This is a genomic window from Spartinivicinus ruber (genome assembly GCF_011009015.1).
GTDB lineage: Bacteria > Pseudomonadota > Gammaproteobacteria > Pseudomonadales > Zooshikellaceae > Spartinivicinus > Spartinivicinus ruber.
The window spans coordinates 3180039-3201724 of the sequence record NZ_CP048878.1 but is presented as its reverse complement, the minus strand read 5'-3'; the positions used below and the strand labels follow the sequence as shown (position 1 = coordinate 3201724).

The window sequence follows — 21686 nt, the reverse complement described above, 5'->3', positions numbered from 1 at the left end:
CCAAAAAATACTCAAGGCTTGCCGTATTGCTATCTAAATAACCATAATTTTTGGAGAGAAAATTGATCGTTTCAAAGTACTTGTTTTTATAAAGCTCTACATCATTTTCGAGGCTATTTATTTATCAGGGTTTTAAATTGATCGATATTCACTGATTGAGAGGGTAGTTGCTGCTCTAATGCAGCTGCTTGTACGGAACGCCACATATCATTAACCACCCAATATACTAAATTAATTAAAAACTTGGGGGCGTGGAAGAATCGTTATCTGGTCCATCAGTTTCAGAGAGTGGTATTACCCAAAAAGCATACTTTCAATGAACTGTCATGTGGTTGCCGTTTGGCTGATAGAGACTTTTCAATAACAAGTCTCAATATAGTCATAATAACGTCATAACATATAACAAAGTATGTAAACGTGAGAGACTGTCAATGACAAAGTATAAAACCATTGCTGATAATCCATGGGCTGTTTTTTTGATTTGGAGCTGCTCTCCCTATTTCAACTTGTGTGGAAATAGCCGGAATGGCGCATAGCATTGATGTTCTGAAAGCTTCCCCTTGGTTGGTGGTGATTGCCTGCGGAGTAATCGGATGGTTGGCAACACTTGCTTTATGATTAAACAACAAATGTCTTTTAACTGCGGATAAAATGATCTTTTTATGAGTGATAATCTGCTCAGTGACGCACCGATTTGGCTTAATGCATTAATTGTTTTGGTAACAATGCTGCTGATTGCCAAAGGCGCCCAGTTGGTGGTGGTTGCTGCTTCACAATTAGCCAAGTTACTGGGGCTGTCAGAGCTAGTGATTGGTTTAACTGTGGTTGCCATGGGCACCTCGGCGCCGGAATTTGCTGTAACGTTGATTTCAGGGCTAAAAGGCCATGGCAATATTTCCGTGGGTAACATCGTTGGCTCTAACATTTTTAACCTAGGTTTTATTTTGGGTGGCTGTGCCCTGGTAAAAGCTATTCCAACCAATACTAAGTTGGTTTGGCGGGATGGACTGGTACTCACTACCGCTACAATTTTTCTTACCATCGTAGTAGGGCTAGATCTACACCTGGGGCGTCTTGAAGGGGCATTGATGTTTACTGGACTGATTCTCTACATCATGTATCTGTTATATCGGGGTGATGATTCACTGGCACCAGAGGCCTTATCATCATCCAATCACCCGCTTTTTAAACAATGCCTGATGTTGGGGGGAGGGCTGCTGATGATTCTAGCCAGCTCCCATTTGATGGTGGACGCAGCCGCTTCTATTGCCGCTGATTTTGGTGTCAGCCAGTGGGTTATTGCTGTCACTATTGTGGCAGCTGGTACTTCTGCACCCGAGATCGCCACCAGCCTGACAGGGGTAATCAAAGGGCATTATTCACTTAGTGCAGGCAACATCATTGGCAGTGACCTGTTCAATCTGCTTGGAGTGCTGGGGTTAGCTGGGATGTTACAACCCGTCACAACTGATCCAATGGCACGTATTTCATTACTGGCTGTTACAGCGATGGTGGTAGTGACTGTAATATTCATGCGTAGCGGCTGGCGCATTTCCCGGTTGGAAGGAGGCTTACTGGTGCTGTTTGGCTTGATACGCTGGGGATTTGATTTCACTGCCCGTATGTAAGGCCGTCTCCTCCAAGTGATTTTTTCGCGGCAGCTTATGGATTAACCAATATCCAATACTCATTGCTAAAACAACAGCGCCCACTGCCAAAATATAATAAGGGTCAGATGACTCGTGGTCCATAATAATAACTTTTCGAGCGATAGCCATTAACGCGGTTGCCATGACAATTTTGACATGGATAACGTCTTCTCTTAGGTAAATAGTAATATTAATAAATATTTCGATGGCGATCAGAACAGCGAGAAATGCGCCAAATGTTGCCAGCATGTCTGATATAGTCAGTATGTAAAGCGGTGGTGTGACGAGTTTTTGATATAACGTCCATCCTACATCAATGACACCCATAACAATGACAAATACCATTAAGATAGCCAACAACCTAACAGACCAATGGATAACAAAGTACAGTTTGTCAATCAGCTTTTCGTTAGTATCAGGTTTCACAGTTACCTCCAAATAATACAATGAGCTAAGAATAATTTTACTCTGTCTGCATTACTGGAGAATTAAATGTTTTTGGCTTCAAAGTAATGACAGGACAGGTGACTGTATCCAAAATACTTTCTGCTCTATTGCCGATTATGAAGCCGGCGATGCCTGTACGACATAGTGTGCCCATTACTAACAAATCAATTTCATTGTCTGTTATGTAAACAGGCAGTTGGGTTTCAGGTTCACCTTCAACCAGTGCAATCTCAGGCGATAAATCTTGTATGGCTAATCGATTAATCAGTGTTTGCATTGCCAATTCCCTATCTTTTAACTCAACATCTGCATACCTGTGAATGTCGTTTTCTTGAAATCGCCCCCAACTGCGAAAATAGGATTCACCAGGCAGTTGCCAGGCATGAAAAATATGCAGTTTTGCATCGAGAGAACGTGCAAGATAGGCAGCAAAGCTTAGCACTAGGCTATTCAACTCAGTGCCTTCAGGCGTAGGGGCAGCTAAGTCAACCGCTGCGACTATATGCTTTGCTTGTGGCTCAGCATTTCGTGCGGTTGTCCAAACCGGTATGGGGGATTTACGCATTAAATGACGGGTTGTGCTACCTGACTGAGCGGCATATTGTTTATGCCCACGATTAGCGTCGATGGCAATTAAATCATACTGATACTTCACTGAGAAAAGGATAATTTCTAGAAAAGCAATACCTGATTTGACTTTGACATCAAATTTAATTTCAGGATAACGAATTTCTAAGTTAGCCACATAGTCTAATAGTTGCTGCTCTTGTTTTTCTAAAATGCCATCCATTAATTCTTTAGCGAGTTCTATCGGTACATATTTAGCCATCCGGGTAGCGGTTATATCTTCCACAACTGAAAATAATGTCACAGCAGCACTATTTTGATTAGCTACTTTTAATATTTGGTGAAATTGATCATTTAGCATTTGGCTAGGAGCTAACGGTATTAATATTTTATTGATATTCATAGCAAAGTCCTCTTAATTTGCTTTTTCATACGGCTTGATGTGTTTGGTATAACCACAGTAAATAACTACTGTAACCCACCACTAAAAAGCATCCTGCAAAACGACCTAAACTTTTTTTTTGCTTAAAAAAACCAGTAATAACAAGCAAAATAAGGGTGCTGAGCAATAATACGGAGTAGTCTCGGCTAAAGACACCAGGTTCAACCCAGGTGGTTGCAATTAATCCAGGAATAGGCATCACGGCCAGTAAGTTAAATAGATTAGAGCCAACAATATTCCCGATTGCCATACCATGATGCCCTTTAACAGCACTAGCAACAGATGCCGCTAATTCAGGTAAGCTGGTGCCAATAGCAACAACAGTGAGTCCAATCACCAATTCGCTAACCCCTAAACTGGTAGCAATATTCATTGCTCCCCAAACGAGAAGTCTGGCACTCAATAATAAAATAATTAACCCTACCAAAAACCAACCAATCGTTTTCCATAAAGGGGTTGTGGTAGCTTCCGCTTGATTAATAACATCATTATCAGCTTGCGAATCCTGACTATTTTTGTAGCAGACAACATAAAGAGTAATAAGCAAAAACAGTAGTAGAATAATACTATCAATCACCGCTAGCTTATGATCATATAATAAATACCCTGTTACTAAAGTCACTATTAATAACAGAGGTAATTCCCGCTTAATTAACCCTTTTTCTAATAAAATAGGGGAGATTAGTGCCGTAACACCAAGCACCAGGCCAATATTGGCGATGTTAGAGCCTAAGGCATTACCAACCGCCAGTGATCCAGCTCCACTCAACCCAGCCATGGTTGAGACAACTATCTCAGGTGCGGATGTACCAATGGAGACAATGGTAATGCCGATTAATAATGGTGAAACATTAAAGCGATGCGCGATAGTGGCTGCGCCAAAAACAAATCGGTCAGCACTCCAAACCAATAATAATAAACCTATGATAATGGCAATAGTAAATAGTATCATTATCTACCACTTCAATTAATTATTAGTAATATCAGGTCACCAAGACAGGAGAAGTACAATACTTGTATTGCTTAAACTGCTTGATGACCTGTCTTTCACCTAAGCAAAGTGCAATTAATACTGTCGTAACAAGGCTAATGCAGCCTGATTGATTTTTCGAGGTGGTTGAAACACTTCACTTAATTGATATTGTTTTTCTTGAGCTGGTAGTTTGTAAACATGATACGCTTCTGGTCCTAAGGTATCTAATGCCGTATCAAGGTATTCATAAAGTTCAGGGATAGGCTCCCCGGTTTTGACAACTTTAAACTGGCAACTACATTCAGGCGTCGCAACAGCTAACGGCTCTTCAATCCATAAATAAACAGCTTTTTCTATTAGCAGGTATTCTGATCGGACAATGCGAAAACCTTGCTTCAGGGTTAAGGTGTTAATTCCCTCTTGCAATGGATATTTATGTATCGTTTTCATTACTCGATCCTCCTATTGGTTATGCTCAAGTTGAGTTTGGTTCAGAATTAGGATCGAGAAAAGCAGATTAAGCCGTCTTTATCATACGGTTTTTTCGATATATTGCTTGCAAATGGCTTCTACAGCGGGATGGCTGGCAAAGCGAGAGCGGGTAATGGCAAATAGTCTTTCTTGGATTGCATCAATATTAGCCACCAGTTCAACTTGGTATTGCCGACATACTTCATCAGTAATCACTGTTGGAGCAGCAAAAGCTCCCAGACCATGGGCACCAAATACTTTAATCAAAGCACTATCATCCACTTCAGCACGAATGATAGGCTTAACCCCTTGTTGTCCAAACCATTGCATCAACTGTTGAAAGTAAGGGGAGTTAAAGGTTGCTGCTAAAATGGGTTGTTTATCCAGGCTAAAAGGGAAGTTATCACGCAACCTTTCAGCCAGCGCTGACGCAGCAAAGATACTGATGGTTGACTGACCTAGCTCATACCAGTGCATTAATCTATCTGATTTGGGCGGCGGCAGTTGGTCACTGAGTACAATATCAAGGTGATGACTTTCGAGCTGCTGCATCAAATAATCCAGTGAGCCACTCTTACATGTCAAGGCGACTTCTTGGTCAATCGACAGTGCAGGCTCCAGTAATTGATAAGCCACCAGCTTATGAATAGAGGTACATATTCCCACGGATAGCTGAATGGAGCGCCGGCTAGTCACCATCGCAGCAACTTGTTTCAGCTCTTCTGCGACTTGAAACATTTGATCAGCATAACGTAAGACTGTTTTCCCCAAATAGGTCAGGGTAAGCTGCCTCCCTTGCCGATTAAACAGAAGCCCACCGAATGACTCTTCTAAAGTTGCTAGCTGACCGCTCAAAGTTTGTGGGGCTAAATTAAGCGTCTTGCTGGCATTAACAAGTGAGCCTTCACGAGCAATCACCCAAAAATAATACAAATGTTTATAGTTAAGTGTGTTTGGCATTGACTGGTTATAAAATAAAAGTTATTCAAATTGACGAAAAAAACGCCATATCCCAAATAAAAAAATCACTGTGCCTAACAGAGTTAAGCCAATAATATTGGGTAGCAAGTCAATTAAATCAGCCCCCTTTAATAGTACTCCATAGCCCATTTCAATGTAGTAATACAACGGTGATAACCACATCAGGTGGCGTAGCCAGTCTGGCATGGCTTCAGGTGGAGTCCAGGCGCCGGATAGCAATAGAATAGGCATTAAGATTAGGATGACCAACATCACTACCTGCCCTAAATTCCGAGCAATGGTAGCAATAAATAAACTCATACCTGAGGTGGCGAAAATAAATAAGGCTGTCAGCAGAAGAAATAGCAAGGGGCTACCGACAAAGGGTAAGTCAAATTGCCAGATCAAAATAAAGGTAATACAAGCGGTCACACCAATTAACAGGGCCAAGCCCATGGCTAGAATTTTTGGTAACAGAATTTGAAACGGGGTTAATGGAGATACTGCCAACTGTTCAATGGTTCCTCGCTCTTTTTCTCTGACCATGGCCGCTGCTGGTAACATCAGTGACAGCATGGTTATTACTGTCATCATTTCGCTGATTCCCATGAACCAGGGGTCTCGCTGGTTGGGGTTGTACCAGACCCGGGTTCGATTTTCGATGCTAGGCATTGCTTCCATTTGACGAGGGGGTAATTGCTGTAGCTGCAAGGCTTGCTCTTGGGCAAAACTGGCAACAATTTGAGCGGCATAACTGCTGGCCAGGGTACCGAGAATGGTGTTTGTAGTATCCATTTGTAGTTGCACATTACTCACTTCCCCCCGGAGCAAGCGGCTTTCCAAGTCGGCGGGGATATCCAGCATGGCCATCACTTTACCCTGATCCAGTAGAGCCAGGCCTTGTTCTGGCGAAGTAACCCGACCTTTAAAGGTAAAGTAGGGCTCCTGAAACCGGCTGATCAATTCCCGGGAAGCAGGGGTATTGCTGTTATCCATCACCACAAAGCTGGCATGGCGTAACTGCATGGAGATACCACTGGCAGCCATATAGACTTCGCCAAGAAAAAACCAAACCAGTACTGCAAGAATGACTTTATCCCGCCCCAACTGAAGCAGTTCTTTACGGGTCATCACCCATAACCGGTAGTACCATAAAGACGCAGGGGTCATCGTTTAGGCCTCTTACTGAATCGCCAGAAACCAATGGTCCAGAGCACCACAGCAAACATGATGATGGCTGCTAGATCAGCTAACAAACGGGTAAGGGGTAGATTCTTGAGGAAGATATCCCAAATGATGTTCAAATAATGATGGGCAGGGAGAATGGCTGCGGCAATGCGGGCATCGCCACTCATGGAGTTGACTGGGACCATTAACCCCGAATACAACATACCAGGCACCAAAGTCACGACCATGGTCACTAGAATCGCTGCTACCTGGGTTTGCACCAGGATAGATACCAGCATTCCAACACTAGCCGTACAAATCACATAAACAACGGAAATAGCAAAAAAGGTAATAGCTTCGCCTTTAAATGGAGCATTAAAGAGTTGAGTAACCATCAGCCATAAAATCAGAATATTAATGATACTGATGGCCAAAATGGGTAGTAGCTTGCCGACAATAAATTCCCCGCGGCTAATGCTGGAGGCATAAAGGTTGTAAATACTGCCACTCTCTTTTTCCCTGACCACACTCAGAGCAGTAAGAAACGCAGGCATAATATTTAAAATCAGCATCATTAATCCTGGGGCCAATGACCACTCACTGCGAATAGCTTGGTTATAGAGGTAGCGAGGCTGTAACTGAACAGGAGTGAAACGATTTGCCACCACCTCTGGATGGATTCCCTCATTTCGGGCTAACCATTGCTGTAATAAGGTTTGATTAAAAGCGTTGGTGATGGCTTGTACATAGCCTCGGGTCGTATCTGCACGAAAGGGGAAAATGCCATCAATTAATGTTTGTACCGCCACAGGGCGTCCGGCATTTAGTTGCCGGGAAAAATCTGGGGGAATAATTAATATCAGTCGGGCCTGACTGCGGGCTAACAAGTCATTAGCCTGGTCACTATGGTCAATATAGCGAACCAGTGAAAAATAGCGGGAATCAGTCAATTTTGCTGCAAACTCACGGCTTTTCGGCGACTGATCTTGATCCAGAATAGCAAAGGGAATTCGCTCCACATCAAAGCTGAGCCCATACCCTAGTACCATCATCATCATAATCGGTACCACAAACCCCATTGCCAGATAGAGCTTATCCCGCCAGATTTCCCTGGCTTCTTTAGTGGCCAGAGCCATAATCCGTTCCATCTTCATGCTTGTAGTCGCTCTTCCTGCAGCATCCGGTAAACAAAGACATCTTCCATGCTGGGCTCCACCTCAACGGGTGGTTTCATCGTAATCTGGTGGTCCTGAAAAACCGCTGCAAGCTGCTGTCGCAACGCGGCTTCCTGCTTGCCGGCGAAAATATGCAAATCCCGACCATACAAGGCCACATTGGTCGTTACCTGATGCTCCAGTAATGCCAGCGCTTCCATCGGCTGGGAAGGGGTCAGCAACAGTAATTTGCCAGCCTCTTCTGTTAATTGTTGTTTGAGCTGGCTTGGTGAAGCATCCGCTATGACCCGCCCAGCATGCATTAATGCCACCTGGTCACAGTATTCGGCTTCGGTCATATAATGGGTGGTAATCAGTATGGTAACGCCCTGGGTATCGACTAGATGACGAAGCAGTTGCCAAAACCGTTCTCGTCCCTGAGGGTCAACGCCCGAGGTTGGCTCATCCAAAAACAGGACTGAAGGCTCATGAATCAACGCACAGCCAAGTGCCAGCCGTTGTCTGAGTCCCATAGGCAGTTCGGTTGTCATGACCTGTTGATGGCGATTTAGCTCTGAAACAGCCAACACCCAATTGACCCGCTCAGCCAAGTAGCGCCCACGTAGTCCATAAATTCCTCCATATAACTGAACGTTTTCAAGCACCTTCAGGTCTTGATAAAGGGAAAATGCTTGGGACATATAACCGATATTTTGGCGAATGCGTCGGCTGCGTTTGATATTAATCCCTGCAATGGCCGCTTTACCTGAAGAAGCTTTCAATAAACCGGTCAGCATTTTGATTACCGTGGTTTTACCAGCCCCGTTAGCCCCCAATAAACCAAAAATACGGCCTTTTGGGACATGTAAATTAACGGCATTCACGGCACAAAAATCACCAAAATATTTATTGAGGTTGTCTGCATGAATGGCCGTATCAAAGTGATTATTCCGCTCAGTGTTGCTTATAGGCCAGTGAAAAGTGACTTGATCCTGTTGACCAGTGAGGCGGCTGAATGCCAGCTCCAAAGGTGGTTGACCGTGTTTAACTTGATTGGGTTTAACAGCTGCCTGATGTAAAACCTGGTCCAAATCGCCTTGGAATAGCACCTTGCTCTGATCCATCAGCGCCAGGTGATGGAAGCGACTGGCTTCATCCATGTAGGCTGTTGCAACAATGACCGTCAACGTCTGACTTTTAAGCAGCTCAGTTAGAATGCTCCAAAAGTCCCGACGGGACACTGGATCTACACCTGTAGTGGGCTCATCCAATATCAGTAGTTCTGGGTTATGAATCAAGGTGCAAATCAGGCCGAGTTTTTGCTTCATCCCCCCTGAGAGTTTACCCATCGACCGTTTGCGGAATTTTGCCAAGCGGGTTAACGCCAGTAACTGTTGTTTACGTTGCGTTAAGACCTCTCCTTTAACCCCTCGAATTCGAGCGAAAAATTCAATGTTCTCGTCTACTGATAAAGTAGGGTACAAATTTAGCCCGAGCCCTTGGGGCATGAATCCCAGTCGTGGTTTGATTTGCTCTGCTGCTTTATTGGTAGCAATTGAGTGACCAAATATGGACACGTTGCCCTGTTCATACTGCAGCACCCCAGCCAGGATTTTCAGTAAGGTGCTTTTACCTGCTCCGTCGGGACCAATCACCCCAAAGAAACCACCGAGGGGAATGGAGAGGTTTACTCCATCCAAAGCTTGGGTTTTGCGGTAGTGTTTAGTTAAGCCTGCCACCTTTACCAGTGGCTCTGCATCCAGTGATGAATCAGTCATGGCTACCACTTGGGGCGTTGCCACTGGGCCGAAGGCTCCACCCGAATGGCTGCATCCCCAGGCAAACCAGGTACTACTCGTTGGAGAGGATTACTGGCTAATTGCAATTTAACCGCATAAACCAACTTGGTGCGCTCTTCGACTGTTTGTACTTCTCGAGGAGTAAATTCTGCCTTGCTAGCAATATAATTAATTTTGGCAGGGATCGGCTCAACCAGTGCATCAAGGTAAATTTGCGCCTCCTGGCCAAGATGGACCTGACCAATAACGCGCTCGGGAATGTAAGCTTTAAGGAATAGCTGGTTAAGGTCTACCACTTCAAATAAAGGAGTACCTGCACTCACTATTTCGCCCAAATTGATACTACGACTCACTATAACGCCATTAGCGGGGGCTGTGATTTGTAAATCATCCACATAACTTTGAGCTTCAATCACAGCGGCTTGTGTAGTCTTGAGGTTATCTCTGGCTGCCTCCAGGGCATGTTGCTGGGCTTTGATTCGTAATTTGCCTAATTGAGCATCTTCCAGCATGTTCTGTGCTTCTTTCCTGTCACTGTTAGCATCAGTGAGTTTACTTTTAGCCATGGTGTGAGCTAACACCGCCTGTTCTGCTTTTTGAGTATCAATGGTGCCTTCTTTGGCCAGCTGAGAATAACGCTCAGCATCCACTTTAGTTTGATGTAGGTTAGCTTTGGCTGCCTGTACCGCTTCCTGAGTTCGTTCGACTTCCGCTTGAGCCCGAGCAATATTGAGGGGAACCTGCTGTTGTAATATTTCCAGCTGGATTTGTACATTGGCCAATTGTGCCTGAGCAGAAAGCTCAGTCGATTTAGCCTGTTCCAGCTTAGCCAACAAAGCCTGATCTTCCAGTGTGGCTAAGATTTGACCGGCTTGGATGGTATCACCTTCTTGAACTGGTAAGGTTTTGATTCGGCCACTCAGCTTACTACCCAAGTACATGCTTTCGCCTTCAATACGTCCATTAGCAAACACTAATCCTTCGGCTTGTTTATGCTGTTTTTTCCATATTTCCCAGCTAAAGGTGCCAGCCACTAATAAGATGACCACCAGTAATAACCAGCCAGGCCGAATGCGCTGGGCAATATCTCCCATATTCAATCCTTTATTTTTGTTGTCGTTGAATACCTTACTTTTCCTCTTAGTTAACGTTGACAGCATCACTCAACGTTAAAAATAATGTGATTATTATCTTATCTGTTATATCGTTGTTTAATGATTAAAATCAATGATAACTATTTTAATTAGGGGTTGGCATTTTTTTATAAAGTGAGTGATGTAAAACAAGTGTGGTTAAAAGAGCCCCAAATATAAATCAAAAAAGGCAAAACCTGATTAGTGTAGGGATAAAGTAAATTTTCGTATTAGATATTTTTCTATTTCAACAACGATAAAAAATAATATAGTGCCACCTAAGATATGCAGCCAGCTTATTAATGTCAGCCCACTAGTTTGAAATAAATATTGAAAATAGCCGCTGTAAGTAAATGCTATTTGCAATAGTAGTAAGACAGCGATAGCGACCCACAAATAACGGTTGCTGGTTAAGCTCCGCCAGGACAGAGCAGGCAGCTGTAACACGCGCGTATTCAGTAAATAAAATATTTCACAAAAAACCAGCACATTTACCGCAATGGTTCTAGATTCATTTAATGCATGCCCGGATTGTCTATACCAGAGGTACATTCCAAAACTAGTCACCACCATTAATAGAGAAACAAAACAGGTGCGCCATATCAGCAGTTTCGACAATAAAGGTTCATCGGGTTTACGGGGTGGGCGCTTCATTACATCGGTTTCAGCTGGTTCAAATCCTAAGGTCATCGCTAGAGTGATAGCAGTAACCATGTTAATCCATAAAATCTGTACAGGGGTAATCGGTAATACCACCCCTAAAGCGATAGCCGCTAAAATACTCAAAGCCTCACCACCACTGGTAGGTAGCACAAACATAATGCCTTTTTTCAAATTATCGTAAACTACCCGGCCTTCTTCGACTGCATCGACAATGGATGCAAAGTTGTCATCAGCCAGTACGATGCGGGACGCCTGTTTGGCTGCCTCTGTACCTTTACAGCCCATGGCAATCCCCACTTCAGCCCGTTTGAGAGCAGGAGCATCATTGACCCCATCTCCGGTCATTGCCACCACATGGCCTTGGGTTTGTAAGGCTTTTACCAGTTTTAATTTATGTTCAGGGCTAGTACGGGCAAACACATCCCGTTCTTGAACTAGTTGCTGTAATGCCTGATCAGATAGCTGTTCTAAGTCACTGCCCGTGACAGGGTCACTATTCAGTCCAATCTGCATCTGTCGACCAATTGCGGCAGCGGTAGCGGTATGGTCACCAGTGATCATTTTGACCTGGATTCCTGCCGACTGGGCCAATGCGACAGCTTGAATGGCTTCAGGACGGGGAGGATCTACCATTCCGACCAACCCCACCATGGCCAGCCCCTCACTAATATCAGTTAAGGTAAGTTCATTGGGGTGAGAGGTGAATTGGTGGTAGGCCAGCGCTAATACCCGTTTACCATTATTAGCCAGTTCATTGGCCTGAGTAAGCCACCAGCTTGAATCAAAGGGTTGATCTTCGCCGTTCAAACGTTGATGACTGCACATCTCAATTAGTTTTTCAGGGGCTCCTTTAATGATCGCAAAATAGTGTCCATGATGGTCATGGTGAAGCGTGGCCATAAAACGGCTTTCTGAAGCAAAAGGGATCTCATCCAGCCGAGGTTTGTCTGATTTTTCGTTGTTGCTGATAAGCCCGTATTTATAAGCCAAGGTAATCAATGCCGCTTCGGTTGGGTCGCCACTGATTTGCCAGTGCTGGTTATGCCGTTGCAAAGTGGCATCATTGCAAAGCAAACAGGCACTCATCATTAAATCCAGGTCAGGGTGATGGTTAGTATCAACCTGCATGCCTGCTTGACCAATGGAGCCTTCCGGCTCATAACCTACTCCTGATACTGAGTAGGTTTCTCCCCGTAATACCACATCGGTCACGGTCATTTCGTTGCGGGTTAAGGTGCCTGTTTTATCGGAGCAAATGACAGTAACAGAGCCCAAGGTTTCTACCGCGGGTAATTGACGAATAATGGCGTGGCGATTTGCCATCCGTTGGACTCCGATTGCCAGGGTGATCGTGAGAATGGCCGGTAGCCCTTCGGGGATAGCCGCTACCGCAAGACCAACTGCGGCAATGAACATTTCAGTGGCACTGTAATGGCGCCATAACCAACCAAAACAAAAGGTGGCTGCCGCCAATAAAATAGTGGCAGCAGAAAGCCATCCAGCAAATCGGGCCACCTGACGGAGCAATGGGGTAGATATGGATTCCACCTCGCCCATTAGGCCGCTGATCCGGCCAATTTCTGTATTAACCCCTGTATTGGTGACAATTCCTACGCCATTACCCGAGGTGACTAGGGTCCCTGAATAAGCCATTGAGAATCGTTCCGCCAGTGGGGCGGTAGCAGTATCTGGTTGATCGGACTTGACCGCTGCCTGGGATTCCCCCGTTAAAATGGCTTCATCAATATGGAGTTCCCGTACTTTAAGTAGACGTAAATCAGCAGGGATTTTGTCGCCTGGTTGTAATAACACAATATCCCCAGGAACTAAATCAGAGGCTTCAATAATATGGGTTTCACTGTTCCGGCGAACTAAGGCTTGAGGAGAGAGCAGGGCACGAATGGCATTTAAGGCTTTTTCAGCTTTACCTTCCTGAATGACTCCAATTAACGCATTTATAATGACTACACCCAGAATCACTGCTGTATCCAGCCAATGTTGGAGCAGAGCAGTAATAATGGCTGAAACGATTAACACATAAATAAGTGCATTGTTAAATTGAGCCAACAGACGACTGAACCAGCTCCGTTGTTCAGCTTCTGGCAGTTTGTTAGAGCCATAGTTTGCCAGACGTTTTTGGACTTCTTGTTGAGACAAGCCTTCCTGTTCATTACTACTCAGTAATGAAATGACATCAGATGTTGAACAATGCCACCAGTTTTGTCGTGGAGACATCTATCTTTCCCTTGAATTGTATTTCAGAAGTTATGAATCAGTGGCAGCATTCACCCAGTGAAATCATAGTACAGTAGCTGTCGTAGAGTAGGGTTGACCTAACTCATTCTGTCCACACTTCTTTTAAACCAACCGTGGACAGCACTTCCGAACGCTAAAAAATCCTGGGAAATAGCAATAATAAGATTTGAGTTGTCGTTAACTGTCTATAATTAGGTATTAGCTAAATTAATTATTGTAAGTTTATTATCCATGCCTACCTCTGACTCCATGATTAAGCCATTGCCAGCATTGATTGCGAAGCTGATTAGTGCTGCAAAAAAGGAGATTTTTAGACAATATAATGTGCTATTGGATGCAGTACAGGAACAGCTTGATCAACTAGGAAAAGAGTCAGAAGACTATTTGCAACTGGCAGATGAGCTTTGTAAAAGCCGCCCTGTTATGGTCAGTGCATTCACAACCCAGTGGCAAGAATTTGAAAAGGCTCTAAACCAACCCAAGCAAGCGTACACAGATAAATTAAAGCAAAGTGGCTTCAGCTTAGTAAGCGATGATGACCTTGAAGAAAAACTGGTTGTGCAGCGAATGATTGCAAGTAGTTTAAGTGCCTTTAATTTTGTGATGGTACCGATTGTCAGTGGTTTTTCTCAGGCAATGCCCGAGGCGCATATTACCCAGGAAAATATACCTTTTTTTCCTCATTGTGTGGGGGAGTGTTTGCAAGAAAGCCTAACAAAAGCCAAATTAAACAGTTCACTTGACCAAATATTACGAAAACAGTTTCGCGACCGGCTATTCCCTAACTTTAAACATTTATACCTCGGTATTAGAAAACAATTAGAGAATAACGGGTTCACCCTTGAAGAGGCCCCTGCTCGGGAGCGAGAAGAAGCATTAGCTGAGTCCCATGGTGCTTCTGTCGGTAGCAAACTCATAGAAGTACCCGAGGATTTTGACCTTAATATTCTGGAATTGATTCAATCAGCTGATATTTCGGCATTGTTAGCAGGTACTGAAACCAATAAACCTAGTTTATCCCATGTACCTGAGGATATTGGTGATGATAAGTCCATCGTCACAATATCCAATAAGGATGTGGACAAGATGCTAGAGGTAATTCAGAACTCAGCAAAATTAAGCGATCACGCTGGCATCTCTGATGTGCATCAAACCTTAGCAGAGAATCTTCAGCGCAATTCATCTGATACTCAGTACAGTGTTATGAGCCATTCAGGTGAGAATATTATCAACCTGGCTGGGTTGATGTTTGAGTTTATTCAAAATGATAGGGGTATTCCTCCAGTTGTTTCTGCTTTATTGATGCAGTTACAAATTCCCTATATGCGTTTGGCATTATCAGATGCAGACTTATTTATCGAACAAGAACATCCAGCGAAGCAGCTATTAAACAATTTAACTGAAATTAGTTACCGAGTGACTTCGACAGAATCTGATGCATTTAATATGATTAATGAGTGTGTTGATGAGTTAACCCATAATTTCACGACAAATAAAGACCAAATTCAGGCGTTAGAAAGTAAGACGAAGGATTTTCTATCTCACTTGATCGAATCAGAAAGCCAACAAGAGTCATCAATTACTGAACAAGCGCGCATTGAAGCGGAACAAGAAGAACGCATACGAGAGGCAGAAGCGGCTGTTAAAGAATATGTAGTTATGCCTATTAGCAAGATGCAAAAGCCAATGTTTTTCCATCATTTATTAGAAAAGGTTTGGTCGAAAGTATTGCACATTTCCTTTATGAAGCACTTGCCGTTGAGTGATGAACGAACAGCAGTGGTTGAGATGTTTGATAAAATTTTATGGTCAACTGCTGTAGGTCAAAGTGCTTTGCAGAAAAATGAGTTAATGCGTGAGTTACCTAAAATTGTAAAAGGAATCGAAAGGATATTTGCAGATTGCCAAATTGATGAACTTATTCAAAGCCACTTTATGGAGCAATTAAAAGATATCCATTTGTCTTTTATTAAAAAGGCTGAAGGCGAGTTTATTAATCCACTGAATAAAAACATAGAAACATCATCTGAACCTGTTGAAGACTCTCAAGCGAAAGCAATCTTCGGGAAGCTAGCCCAAGAGCAAGCAGCCAGGGAAGCGCTCAAACAACAGCAGGCACAAGCAAAATTAGCTGAGAAAATTCAGCAAGCGGTAGGTCATGACTACCAACAGCTCAAGCAAACAACAAAAAAAGTTGAGCAAGTCAGTCTTTCTGAAACAGAAGAGGAGAACTTGGAGCCTGATACACTATCAGAAATATCTATTGAACTTGAGCCAGCAGCCGAAGAGCTTACTGAAGAGGAGCCCTCTCAAAAGGAAGAAACAACTTCAGTTTCAGATAAACCATTGGAGTTTTCATTTACAACAGAAAAATCTAAGCAGAGTCAACCAGAGGAAGTCGATAAAACAACCACTGCAGAAACAGAGCCTGACCGCTTGTCAATGGCAGAAACGCTAAGTCTAGTAAATAAGGTAAGGACTGGGACTCGAATGAACTATATGATTAAAGGAGAGTTTACTCGCTGTAAAGTCGCTTTTCATTCTCCAAGTCTTGAGAAATACGTTTTTACTGATAATCATGGTTTTAAACTGTTTGAGCGTTCAAGAGACGATTTGCTATTGGATATTCAAAATGGTTATGCCAAAGTACTAGAAAACCAATTTACTTTTGACAGTGCCTTAGAGTCAGTCGTGGCCACTATTCGTCAACATCGCAGCAGTTAAAAAGCGGCTAGACAAGTTAAAGTTTATTTTAATTGTTTATTTAAGTTAAAAACTACTGGCTTGATTTAGTATTCTTTATTTTGCTGCACAACTCCTATCTAGACGCAAAGCTTTCTTTTTGTAAATACAAACAAAAAAATTATATTGATACGCTTGGGCATTATTTATTCCAAACAAATATGGATAGTACGTTTACATAAAAATGTTAACTGTATACTATCTAAACCTCTCAGTGCGCACTTACTTAAAAATAAATAATTTAACTGGTTTAAAGGTGTACCATGTCATTATTTACTATTAAAAAGCGCATTGCTATTTTTGCTTTTTTAATACCTATCTCCTTGTTATTTTCTTCTATAACCAATGCAGGCAACTCACTTCGGGTGATGACTTTTAATATCATGCAATTAGGTTATCAAGACTGGGACCAAACTAATCGGCTACAACGTACACCTAATGCAATTAGGAAGTTAACTAATCTACCTGATGTTATCGTTTTTAACGAAGCATTTACTGATGATGCTTATTCAACAATTACCTCCCATTTAGCCGATCTTTACCCCTATAGCACACCGGTAGTCGGACAAAGTTGCTCTGGGTACGGTTGGAATTCACTGAATGGTAATTGCTCTAGTGGTGTTGTTGTCATTAGAGGCGGTGTATTTATTATGAGCCGTTATCCTATTACCGAAAAACATGCTTATATTTATTATGCTTCGCACTCCGCAACCTGGGACTATAAGGCGAATAAAGGTGCTGCTTTAGTCAAGATCAACAAAAATGGAACCATTTTTAATGTGGTTGGCACCCATCTACAAGCGGATGAAGATGATGCACCTGATGCTCATACTTATCGTATGAATCAACTGAAAGAAATGAATGGATGGATGGATTAAAAACACCTTACGAGTACCTTCATACCAGCCGGTGATTATAGCTGGTGACTTAAATGTAGAGTTTAGTAAACAGCATCATGTGAATGATATGGTAGCTGCCTGCCGCTGTCAGCTGAATTATACAAAATCAAACTACGGCTCATTTTCCTCAAGCACCAACTGGGTAGCGAAGGCTAATGCTTATTACAACGATTTCAGCCTATTTTACAATGATACCCTGGATTATGTGATGAGCCATAATGACTTCAAACAACCACTTAGTTCATCTAATATGGAAGTCATTCCATTAAAGTCTGATCAAAGCTGGTACTGGAGTTATTTAAGAGGCAGCTGGGGACACGGTATTTACAGTAACGGCTATTATAGTGACTTATCAGACCATTATCCCGTCGTCAGTACATTTTACTTTTAATTAATATTCCATTGTATTTGTCAGAGAAACCACCATTATTAATGGTGGTTTCTCTTTTTCTATAAGAATAAATCCACTTACACCGTTCCAGTTAAGCTTATATATAATAGTTGCTGCTGCATTTTTTACTTTCCTACACCTCAATATAAATCAAGATCTACCCTCATACGAAGAAGAGTAACTCAGGGCTGGTCTATATGCTGATAACAACACGAATGAGTTTTAAGTGAAGTTCCTGAACGATAATAACAAGGTACTGATGCCTTATAAAAATCACTCATGGTGAGTATAATAGTCTTAATATGAACTAGTATTTTTAGGTTAGTAGCATGTGGCTTATTATAATTGGTATTATCTTATTAATAATCACAACGTTGGAATTAAGAGAAAAAAGTACTGAAGCAGGAAGCCTTTTTGATTACATAAATCCTTTAGACTTCTTTGATATACACAAGAGTACAACGCCAACACTTTTTTGGATAGTGATTATTATTCAATATTGTGTGGCTATAAGTATTATTATTGCTGGCTTAAGAGAATTTTAGAGGATGTTGTTCGATAAAACTTGATCGTGGGCTTGGGTTATTCTAAGTTAAACTGTTAAAAAGGAATATTATATTTTTGTAAAATTTCAGTATATTCAGGTGTTTTCTTAAATTCGTCTAAAGCTGCATTAAACTGACTGAGCATATCTTTGCCACTTTTGTCATACTTATTAATTAACAAATGAAGGGGACGAGAAGATAGGGGTTTTTTTAGCGTAGCAAATCGATCGACTTGGTTAGGGTATTCACTTCTTACCAGCTCCCAAGCAACAAGCTCGGCTAATGGGAGAAAGTCATAGTTTCCTTTTAACAGCTCACTGAACGCTTCTTTCTCATTACTGGTAAGATGCACTGATAAGCCTGCATTGCGCAGTGCTTTCTCATCAGCATAACCATTAGGAATGACGAATGTATAGTTTTTTAAGTCGGCTAAACTTTGCCATTGATGCGGTGGTTGCTTTTGCTTATTTTTTAGGTAGAAAAAAACGTTTTTAGACTCCGCAATCGGGGCAGAATACGTATAGTATTTTATTCGCTTTTTCGTGTGGCCATAAGGAAAAATAGCTTTCACTTTACTGTACTTTAATAGAGCTTCACAGCGACGCCAGGGCATAAATTTATAAATGGGTTTGATGCCAATTTTGTTTAATGCGGCTGTGATGATTTCAGTTACATAGCCTTTGCCTTCAACGGTATTGGTGACATAAGGTTTCCATTCACCAGTGGCAATAACGATAGCATTGCGGTCAACGGCAAAGCTGAAGCAGGAAAAAAGAACACAGCTTATGTAGAGAACGTGCTTCAGAGGTGATGGCATTATAATTATCCTCTATCGCTCATGAGAGAGTGCCGTAAAGCTAATAACTTTTTACAACATCCACTCATCGGTATATGACTATACCCTTAATTAAAAGAAGTTTATTAGGAAAGTAATATTTATTATTGATTAAACTAATTGTTATTATACCATCATAAAAGTAGAGTTTTTAAATGACCAGTATTCCTTTAGAAAGATTTCGCATAATAGAAAACTAATTATTCTTTTATATTGTTTCCTACTGTGCTGCAGAGGCTAGCTTATGGAGCTTATCTTGTCGTACTTGATAAGTTGCTGTCGCTAGTTGTTGGCAAGCCTTCATAAACTGATCAAGGTTACCTTGATGCTGGTTATAAAGTGTCAGCAGGGCAGGGACCCAACGATAATAGGTAGCTACTGTTGCTAGTTTTGCATTATTCAGCTGGCTATTGATCCAGTGATCATAATGGGGCTGGTTATGCCACTGCTGTTGCCTTTTTTGCTGATAACTTATTCGAATATCAGCCAACAGCTGTTGTTTTTTGGTTGTCATGTCTTTTACTGACAGTGGCTGCTGATAAAGCTGTTCCAATTGATCACGATAACTCAATAGCCAGCGACTGAATTCGAGATCAAACTGAAAACGTTGCTTTAACCGAGTAACGGCTTGAGGCTCACGATCTGCAAACCATTGTTTAACACCTATAATAGCCAAAGTCGTTGCTAAGCTTTCATTAAAATCCACATCATCTTGTACATACAACCAGCGATGAGTCAGCTCGTGGAAAATCAGGTTGGCCAGCTCTAATTCTGGAAAATAAATAAAAGTATTTAACAGTGGGTCATCAAACCAACCTAAAGTCGAGAAGGCTTTAATCCCGGCTACATAGGTGTCGTACCCTTCACGCTCTAATTGCTCAGCTTCTTGTTGAGCTGCTTGCTCAGTAAAGTAACCTCGATAGCTGAGGCAGCCTAGCCAGGGATAACACCATTGATAAGGCTGGGTAGAAAACTGGGGAGCGGCAAAGACATTCCATACCACAAAAGGACGCTTGGTATCAGTATAAGTCTGGAAATTGCCATTAACTGGTAGCTTGAGTTTATTTTTAGCAAACAAAGTTAACTGCTGTGCCAACTGTAACTGTTGTTTAAGTTGTTTTGGTGTCTGTTCATTATTAATAACCGAGGTGACTGGCTCTCGCTGTCGAATCAGCTGCCATTGCCCTTGCCAGGCCTGGTGATAATAGCGCAATTCACTACAGCCTGTTAAAGCTAGAAACAGACTGAGAGCTATAAATTGTAAAATGTTACAGCCTAATTTTTTGCCACTTACGCTGATACCAGATCCAGCCATAAATCAATGAATTAATGAACCGTTGAAAAGCCTGTAAACACCAGATACCCACTAAACCATAACCAAGAATAGGACCGATGATGGCAGCCATAGGCAAGAATAGTAGCCATTGGCTGGATAAATTAACGGTCATGACGGTTTTATTGGCTCCAGCACCCAATAATGCCTGAGATAACACCAAGGCAGTGGCATCAATGACCATCATAACGCCAGTAACCTGTAAAGGAATAACCCCCATTGCAATCACTTCCGGTGATTTGAGGAAAATACTTAGAATAAGCTCAGGCCAAATGATAAAAGGGGCACCTAATAAAATTAAAATCCCAGCAGAGACTTTGACTACATCCCAGCCCCACTGATAGGCATCTTCCTTGGCTTTGCGGCCGATGGCCTGGCTCACTAAAGAGGTAGCGGCCATTCCCAATCCAACCCCAGGCAAAATTAAAAATAACGCAAGGGTTATCAGTACATGGGCGACGGCTAATTGATGGGTACCAACCAAGCTGATGATCCAAAATAGCACTGTCACGCCTAATGCAAACAATACTTGTTGTACAGAATGCGGCCATGACAGGCTAATAATTTGTCGTAAAGCCCTTGATCCAGGCCAGTTGAGTTGCCAGTTATAGTCTTTTCTGGACCGCCAACACAGCCAAGCATAAATACCACTGCCGATATAGAGTGATAGGGTTGTACCCAGTCCAGCTCCAGTGGCTCCCATAGCAGGAAAACCTGCGACACCAAAAATTAGGCAATAACTGATGGCTACATTAAGCACATGCATGATTAACAGTGCCCGTAAATACATCATGGACTGGCTTATGCCATTCCAAAAGCCACGGAAGCAAAAATTCAGTGCCACTCCAAACATACCCAGCACTCTTGCTTGAAAATAGGGAGTGGCTGCTTCTGCTACGGTAGTATCAGCATTCAACCAATGAATAAAAACTGGGCCTAACAAAAACAGTAGTAAACTAACAGGTAGGGCAATTAATACAGCCAACCATAAGCCTGCCATCACTGGGCTAGGGGCACTGATGACAGAGCCTTCTCCAACCCGGCGTGCCACCAAGGTTTGCACCCCCGATGACAGGCCAATCAGACAAGCAACACAAATAAAATTAACGTAACTACCAAAGCCAACACCTGCCAGCGCCACTTCTCCCAGTGATCCTACCATGGCTGCATCAACCAGGTTTAGCAGGCTTTGCGACATCATTGCGCCCATAATGGGTAAACCAAGTGTGAGCAAGGCCTTCAGTCGAGATTGAGTCATAG

18 protein-coding genes are annotated in these 21686 nt (G+C 42.6%); 5 read left to right on the top strand and 13 right to left on the bottom strand.

Annotated elements, in window-relative coordinates; translation table 11 throughout:
• Window positions 1-662: 662 nt before the first annotated feature.
• Entirely contained in the window at window positions 663-1628 is a 966-nt protein-coding gene (locus tag G4Y78_RS14860) for a calcium/sodium antiporter (RefSeq protein ID WP_163833768.1), read from the top strand.
• Here the strand turns inward: G4Y78_RS14860 and G4Y78_RS14855 are convergent.
• The 10 genes from G4Y78_RS14855 to G4Y78_RS14810 all read right to left on the bottom strand — a co-directional run bounded on the left by G4Y78_RS14855 (window position 1572) and on the right by G4Y78_RS14810 (window position 13660).
• On the bottom strand, window positions 1572-2075 hold the full coding sequence (locus tag G4Y78_RS14855; RefSeq protein WP_163833767.1) for a phosphate-starvation-inducible PsiE family protein: 504 nt from the start codon (window positions 2073-2075) through the stop codon (window positions 1572-1574). The genes G4Y78_RS14860 and G4Y78_RS14855 overlap by 57 nt on opposite strands.
• Before the next feature lie 37 nt (window positions 2076-2112).
• Window positions 2113-3066 (bottom strand): universal stress protein, encoded by a 954-nt coding sequence (locus G4Y78_RS14850; RefSeq protein ID WP_163833766.1) that lies wholly within the window; start codon window positions 3064-3066, stop codon window positions 2113-2115.
• Window positions 3067-3091: 25 nt separating this feature from the next.
• Entirely contained in the window at window positions 3092-4057 is a 966-nt protein-coding gene (locus G4Y78_RS14845; RefSeq protein ID WP_163833765.1) for a calcium/sodium antiporter, read from the bottom strand.
• 114 nt (window positions 4058-4171) lie between these two features.
• Window positions 4172-4528 (bottom strand): DUF7352 domain-containing protein, encoded by a 357-nt coding sequence (locus G4Y78_RS14840; protein WP_163833764.1) that lies wholly within the window; start codon window positions 4526-4528, stop codon window positions 4172-4174.
• Window positions 4529-4609: 81 nt separating this feature from the next.
• Window positions 4610-5509 (bottom strand): transcriptional activator NhaR, encoded by a 900-nt coding sequence (gene nhaR, locus G4Y78_RS14835; RefSeq protein WP_163833763.1) that lies wholly within the window; start codon window positions 5507-5509, stop codon window positions 4610-4612.
• 21 nt (window positions 5510-5530) lie between these two features.
• Entirely contained in the window at window positions 5531-6679 is a 1149-nt protein-coding gene (locus G4Y78_RS14830; protein ID WP_163833762.1) for an ABC transporter permease, read from the bottom strand.
• Window positions 6676-7830 carry an ABC transporter permease gene (locus G4Y78_RS14825; RefSeq protein ID WP_163833761.1) on the bottom strand — a complete coding sequence of 385 codons (1155 nt, stop codon included), beginning with the start codon at window positions 7828-7830 and terminating at the stop codon, window positions 6676-6678. Before G4Y78_RS14825 ends, G4Y78_RS14830 begins: the two co-directional genes overlap by 4 nt.
• Window positions 7827-9632 carry an ATP-binding cassette domain-containing protein gene (locus tag G4Y78_RS14820; RefSeq protein ID WP_163833760.1) on the bottom strand — a complete coding sequence of 602 codons (1806 nt, stop codon included), beginning with the start codon at window positions 9630-9632 and terminating at the stop codon, window positions 7827-7829. The genes G4Y78_RS14825 and G4Y78_RS14820 overlap by 4 nt, the downstream gene beginning before the upstream one ends.
• Complete coding sequence (locus tag G4Y78_RS14815; RefSeq protein WP_163833759.1) at window positions 9611-10723, bottom strand: HlyD family secretion protein; 1113 nt, start codon at window positions 10721-10723, stop codon at window positions 9611-9613. Before G4Y78_RS14815 ends, G4Y78_RS14820 begins: the two co-directional genes overlap by 22 nt.
• 240 nt (window positions 10724-10963) lie before the next feature.
• The gene (locus tag G4Y78_RS14810; RefSeq protein ID WP_163833758.1) at window positions 10964-13660 is read right to left on the bottom strand and encodes a cation-transporting P-type ATPase; all 2697 of its coding nucleotides are present in this window, start codon (window positions 13658-13660) and stop codon (window positions 10964-10966) included.
• 252 nt (window positions 13661-13912) lie between these two features.
• On the opposite strand from G4Y78_RS14810, the gene G4Y78_RS14805 reads away from it, so the two are divergent.
• From G4Y78_RS14805 to G4Y78_RS14790, 4 genes are all read left to right on the top strand, one after another.
• Window positions 13913-16405, top strand: coding sequence for a DUF1631 family protein (locus G4Y78_RS14805; RefSeq protein ID WP_163833757.1), 2493 nt, complete (start codon window positions 13913-13915; stop codon window positions 16403-16405).
• A gap of 281 nt (window positions 16406-16686) precedes the next feature.
• The gene (locus G4Y78_RS14800; RefSeq protein WP_163833756.1) at window positions 16687-17301 is read left to right on the top strand and encodes a sphingomyelin phosphodiesterase; all 615 of its coding nucleotides are present in this window, start codon (window positions 16687-16689) and stop codon (window positions 17299-17301) included.
• Window positions 17285-17713 carry an exonuclease/endonuclease/phosphatase family protein gene (locus G4Y78_RS14795; protein WP_163833755.1) on the top strand — a complete coding sequence of 143 codons (429 nt, stop codon included), beginning with the start codon at window positions 17285-17287 and terminating at the stop codon, window positions 17711-17713. Before G4Y78_RS14800 ends, G4Y78_RS14795 begins: the two co-directional genes overlap by 17 nt.
• Before the next feature lie 329 nt (window positions 17714-18042).
• Entirely contained in the window at window positions 18043-18258 is a 216-nt protein-coding gene (locus tag G4Y78_RS14790) for a hypothetical protein (RefSeq protein ID WP_163833754.1), read from the top strand.
• A gap of 55 nt (window positions 18259-18313) precedes the next feature.
• Here the strand turns inward: G4Y78_RS14790 and G4Y78_RS14785 are convergent, their stop codons facing one another.
• The 3 genes from G4Y78_RS14785 to G4Y78_RS14775 all read right to left on the bottom strand — a co-directional run bounded on the left by G4Y78_RS14785 (window position 18314) and on the right by G4Y78_RS14775 (window position 21684).
• Window positions 18314-19075, bottom strand: coding sequence for a substrate-binding periplasmic protein (locus tag G4Y78_RS14785; RefSeq protein ID WP_163833753.1), 762 nt, complete (start codon window positions 19073-19075; stop codon window positions 18314-18316).
• Between the two features lie 238 nt (window positions 19076-19313).
• Window positions 19314-20306 (bottom strand): aminopeptidase, encoded by a 993-nt coding sequence (locus tag G4Y78_RS14780; RefSeq protein WP_163833752.1) that lies wholly within the window; start codon window positions 20304-20306, stop codon window positions 19314-19316.
• 55 nt (window positions 20307-20361) lie between these two features.
• Window positions 20362-21684, bottom strand: a complete 1323-nt coding sequence (locus G4Y78_RS14775; RefSeq protein ID WP_163833751.1) for an MATE family efflux transporter — start codon at window positions 21682-21684, stop codon at window positions 20362-20364.
• Window positions 21685-21686: the final 2 nt, after the last annotated feature.

What these genes read in the sequence shown, in the direction of transcription:
- G4Y78_RS14860 (WP_163833768.1), top strand. Translation starts at nt 663, where the DNA reads ATGAGTGATAATCTGCTCAGTGACGCACCGATTTGGCTTAATGCATTA.
- G4Y78_RS14850 (WP_163833766.1), bottom strand. Translation starts at nt 3,066, where the DNA reads ATGAATATCAATAAAATATTAATACCGTTAGCTCCTAGCCAAATGCTA.
- G4Y78_RS14845 (WP_163833765.1), bottom strand. Translation starts at nt 4,057, where the DNA reads ATGATACTATTTACTATTGCCATTATCATAGGTTTATTATTATTGGTT.
- G4Y78_RS14840 (WP_163833764.1), bottom strand. Translation starts at nt 4,528, where the DNA reads ATGAAAACGATACATAAATATCCATTGCAAGAGGGAATTAACACCTTA.
- nhaR (WP_163833763.1), bottom strand. Translation starts at nt 5,509, where the DNA reads ATGCCAAACACACTTAACTATAAACATTTGTATTATTTTTGGGTGATT.
- G4Y78_RS14830 (WP_163833762.1), bottom strand. Translation starts at nt 6,679, where the DNA reads ATGACCCCTGCGTCTTTATGGTACTACCGGTTATGGGTGATGACCCGT.
- G4Y78_RS14825 (WP_163833761.1), bottom strand. Translation starts at nt 7,830, where the DNA reads ATGAAGATGGAACGGATTATGGCTCTGGCCACTAAAGAAGCCAGGGAA.
- G4Y78_RS14815 (WP_163833759.1), bottom strand. Translation starts at nt 10,723, where the DNA reads ATGGGAGATATTGCCCAGCGCATTCGGCCTGGCTGGTTATTACTGGTG.
- G4Y78_RS14810 (WP_163833758.1), bottom strand. Translation starts at nt 13,660, where the DNA reads ATGTCTCCACGACAAAACTGGTGGCATTGTTCAACATCTGATGTCATT.
- G4Y78_RS14805 (WP_163833757.1), top strand. Translation starts at nt 13,913, where the DNA reads ATGCCTACCTCTGACTCCATGATTAAGCCATTGCCAGCATTGATTGCG.
- G4Y78_RS14800 (WP_163833756.1), top strand. Translation starts at nt 16,687, where the DNA reads ATGTCATTATTTACTATTAAAAAGCGCATTGCTATTTTTGCTTTTTTA.
- G4Y78_RS14795 (WP_163833755.1), top strand. Translation starts at nt 17,285, where the DNA reads ATGGATGGATGGATTAAAAACACCTTACGAGTACCTTCATACCAGCCG.
- G4Y78_RS14790 (WP_163833754.1), top strand. Translation starts at nt 18,043, where the DNA reads ATGTGGCTTATTATAATTGGTATTATCTTATTAATAATCACAACGTTG.
- G4Y78_RS14785 (WP_163833753.1), bottom strand. Translation starts at nt 19,075, where the DNA reads ATGCCATCACCTCTGAAGCACGTTCTCTACATAAGCTGTGTTCTTTTT.
- G4Y78_RS14775 (WP_163833751.1), bottom strand. Translation starts at nt 21,684, where the DNA reads ATGACTCAATCTCGACTGAAGGCCTTGCTCACACTTGGTTTACCCATT.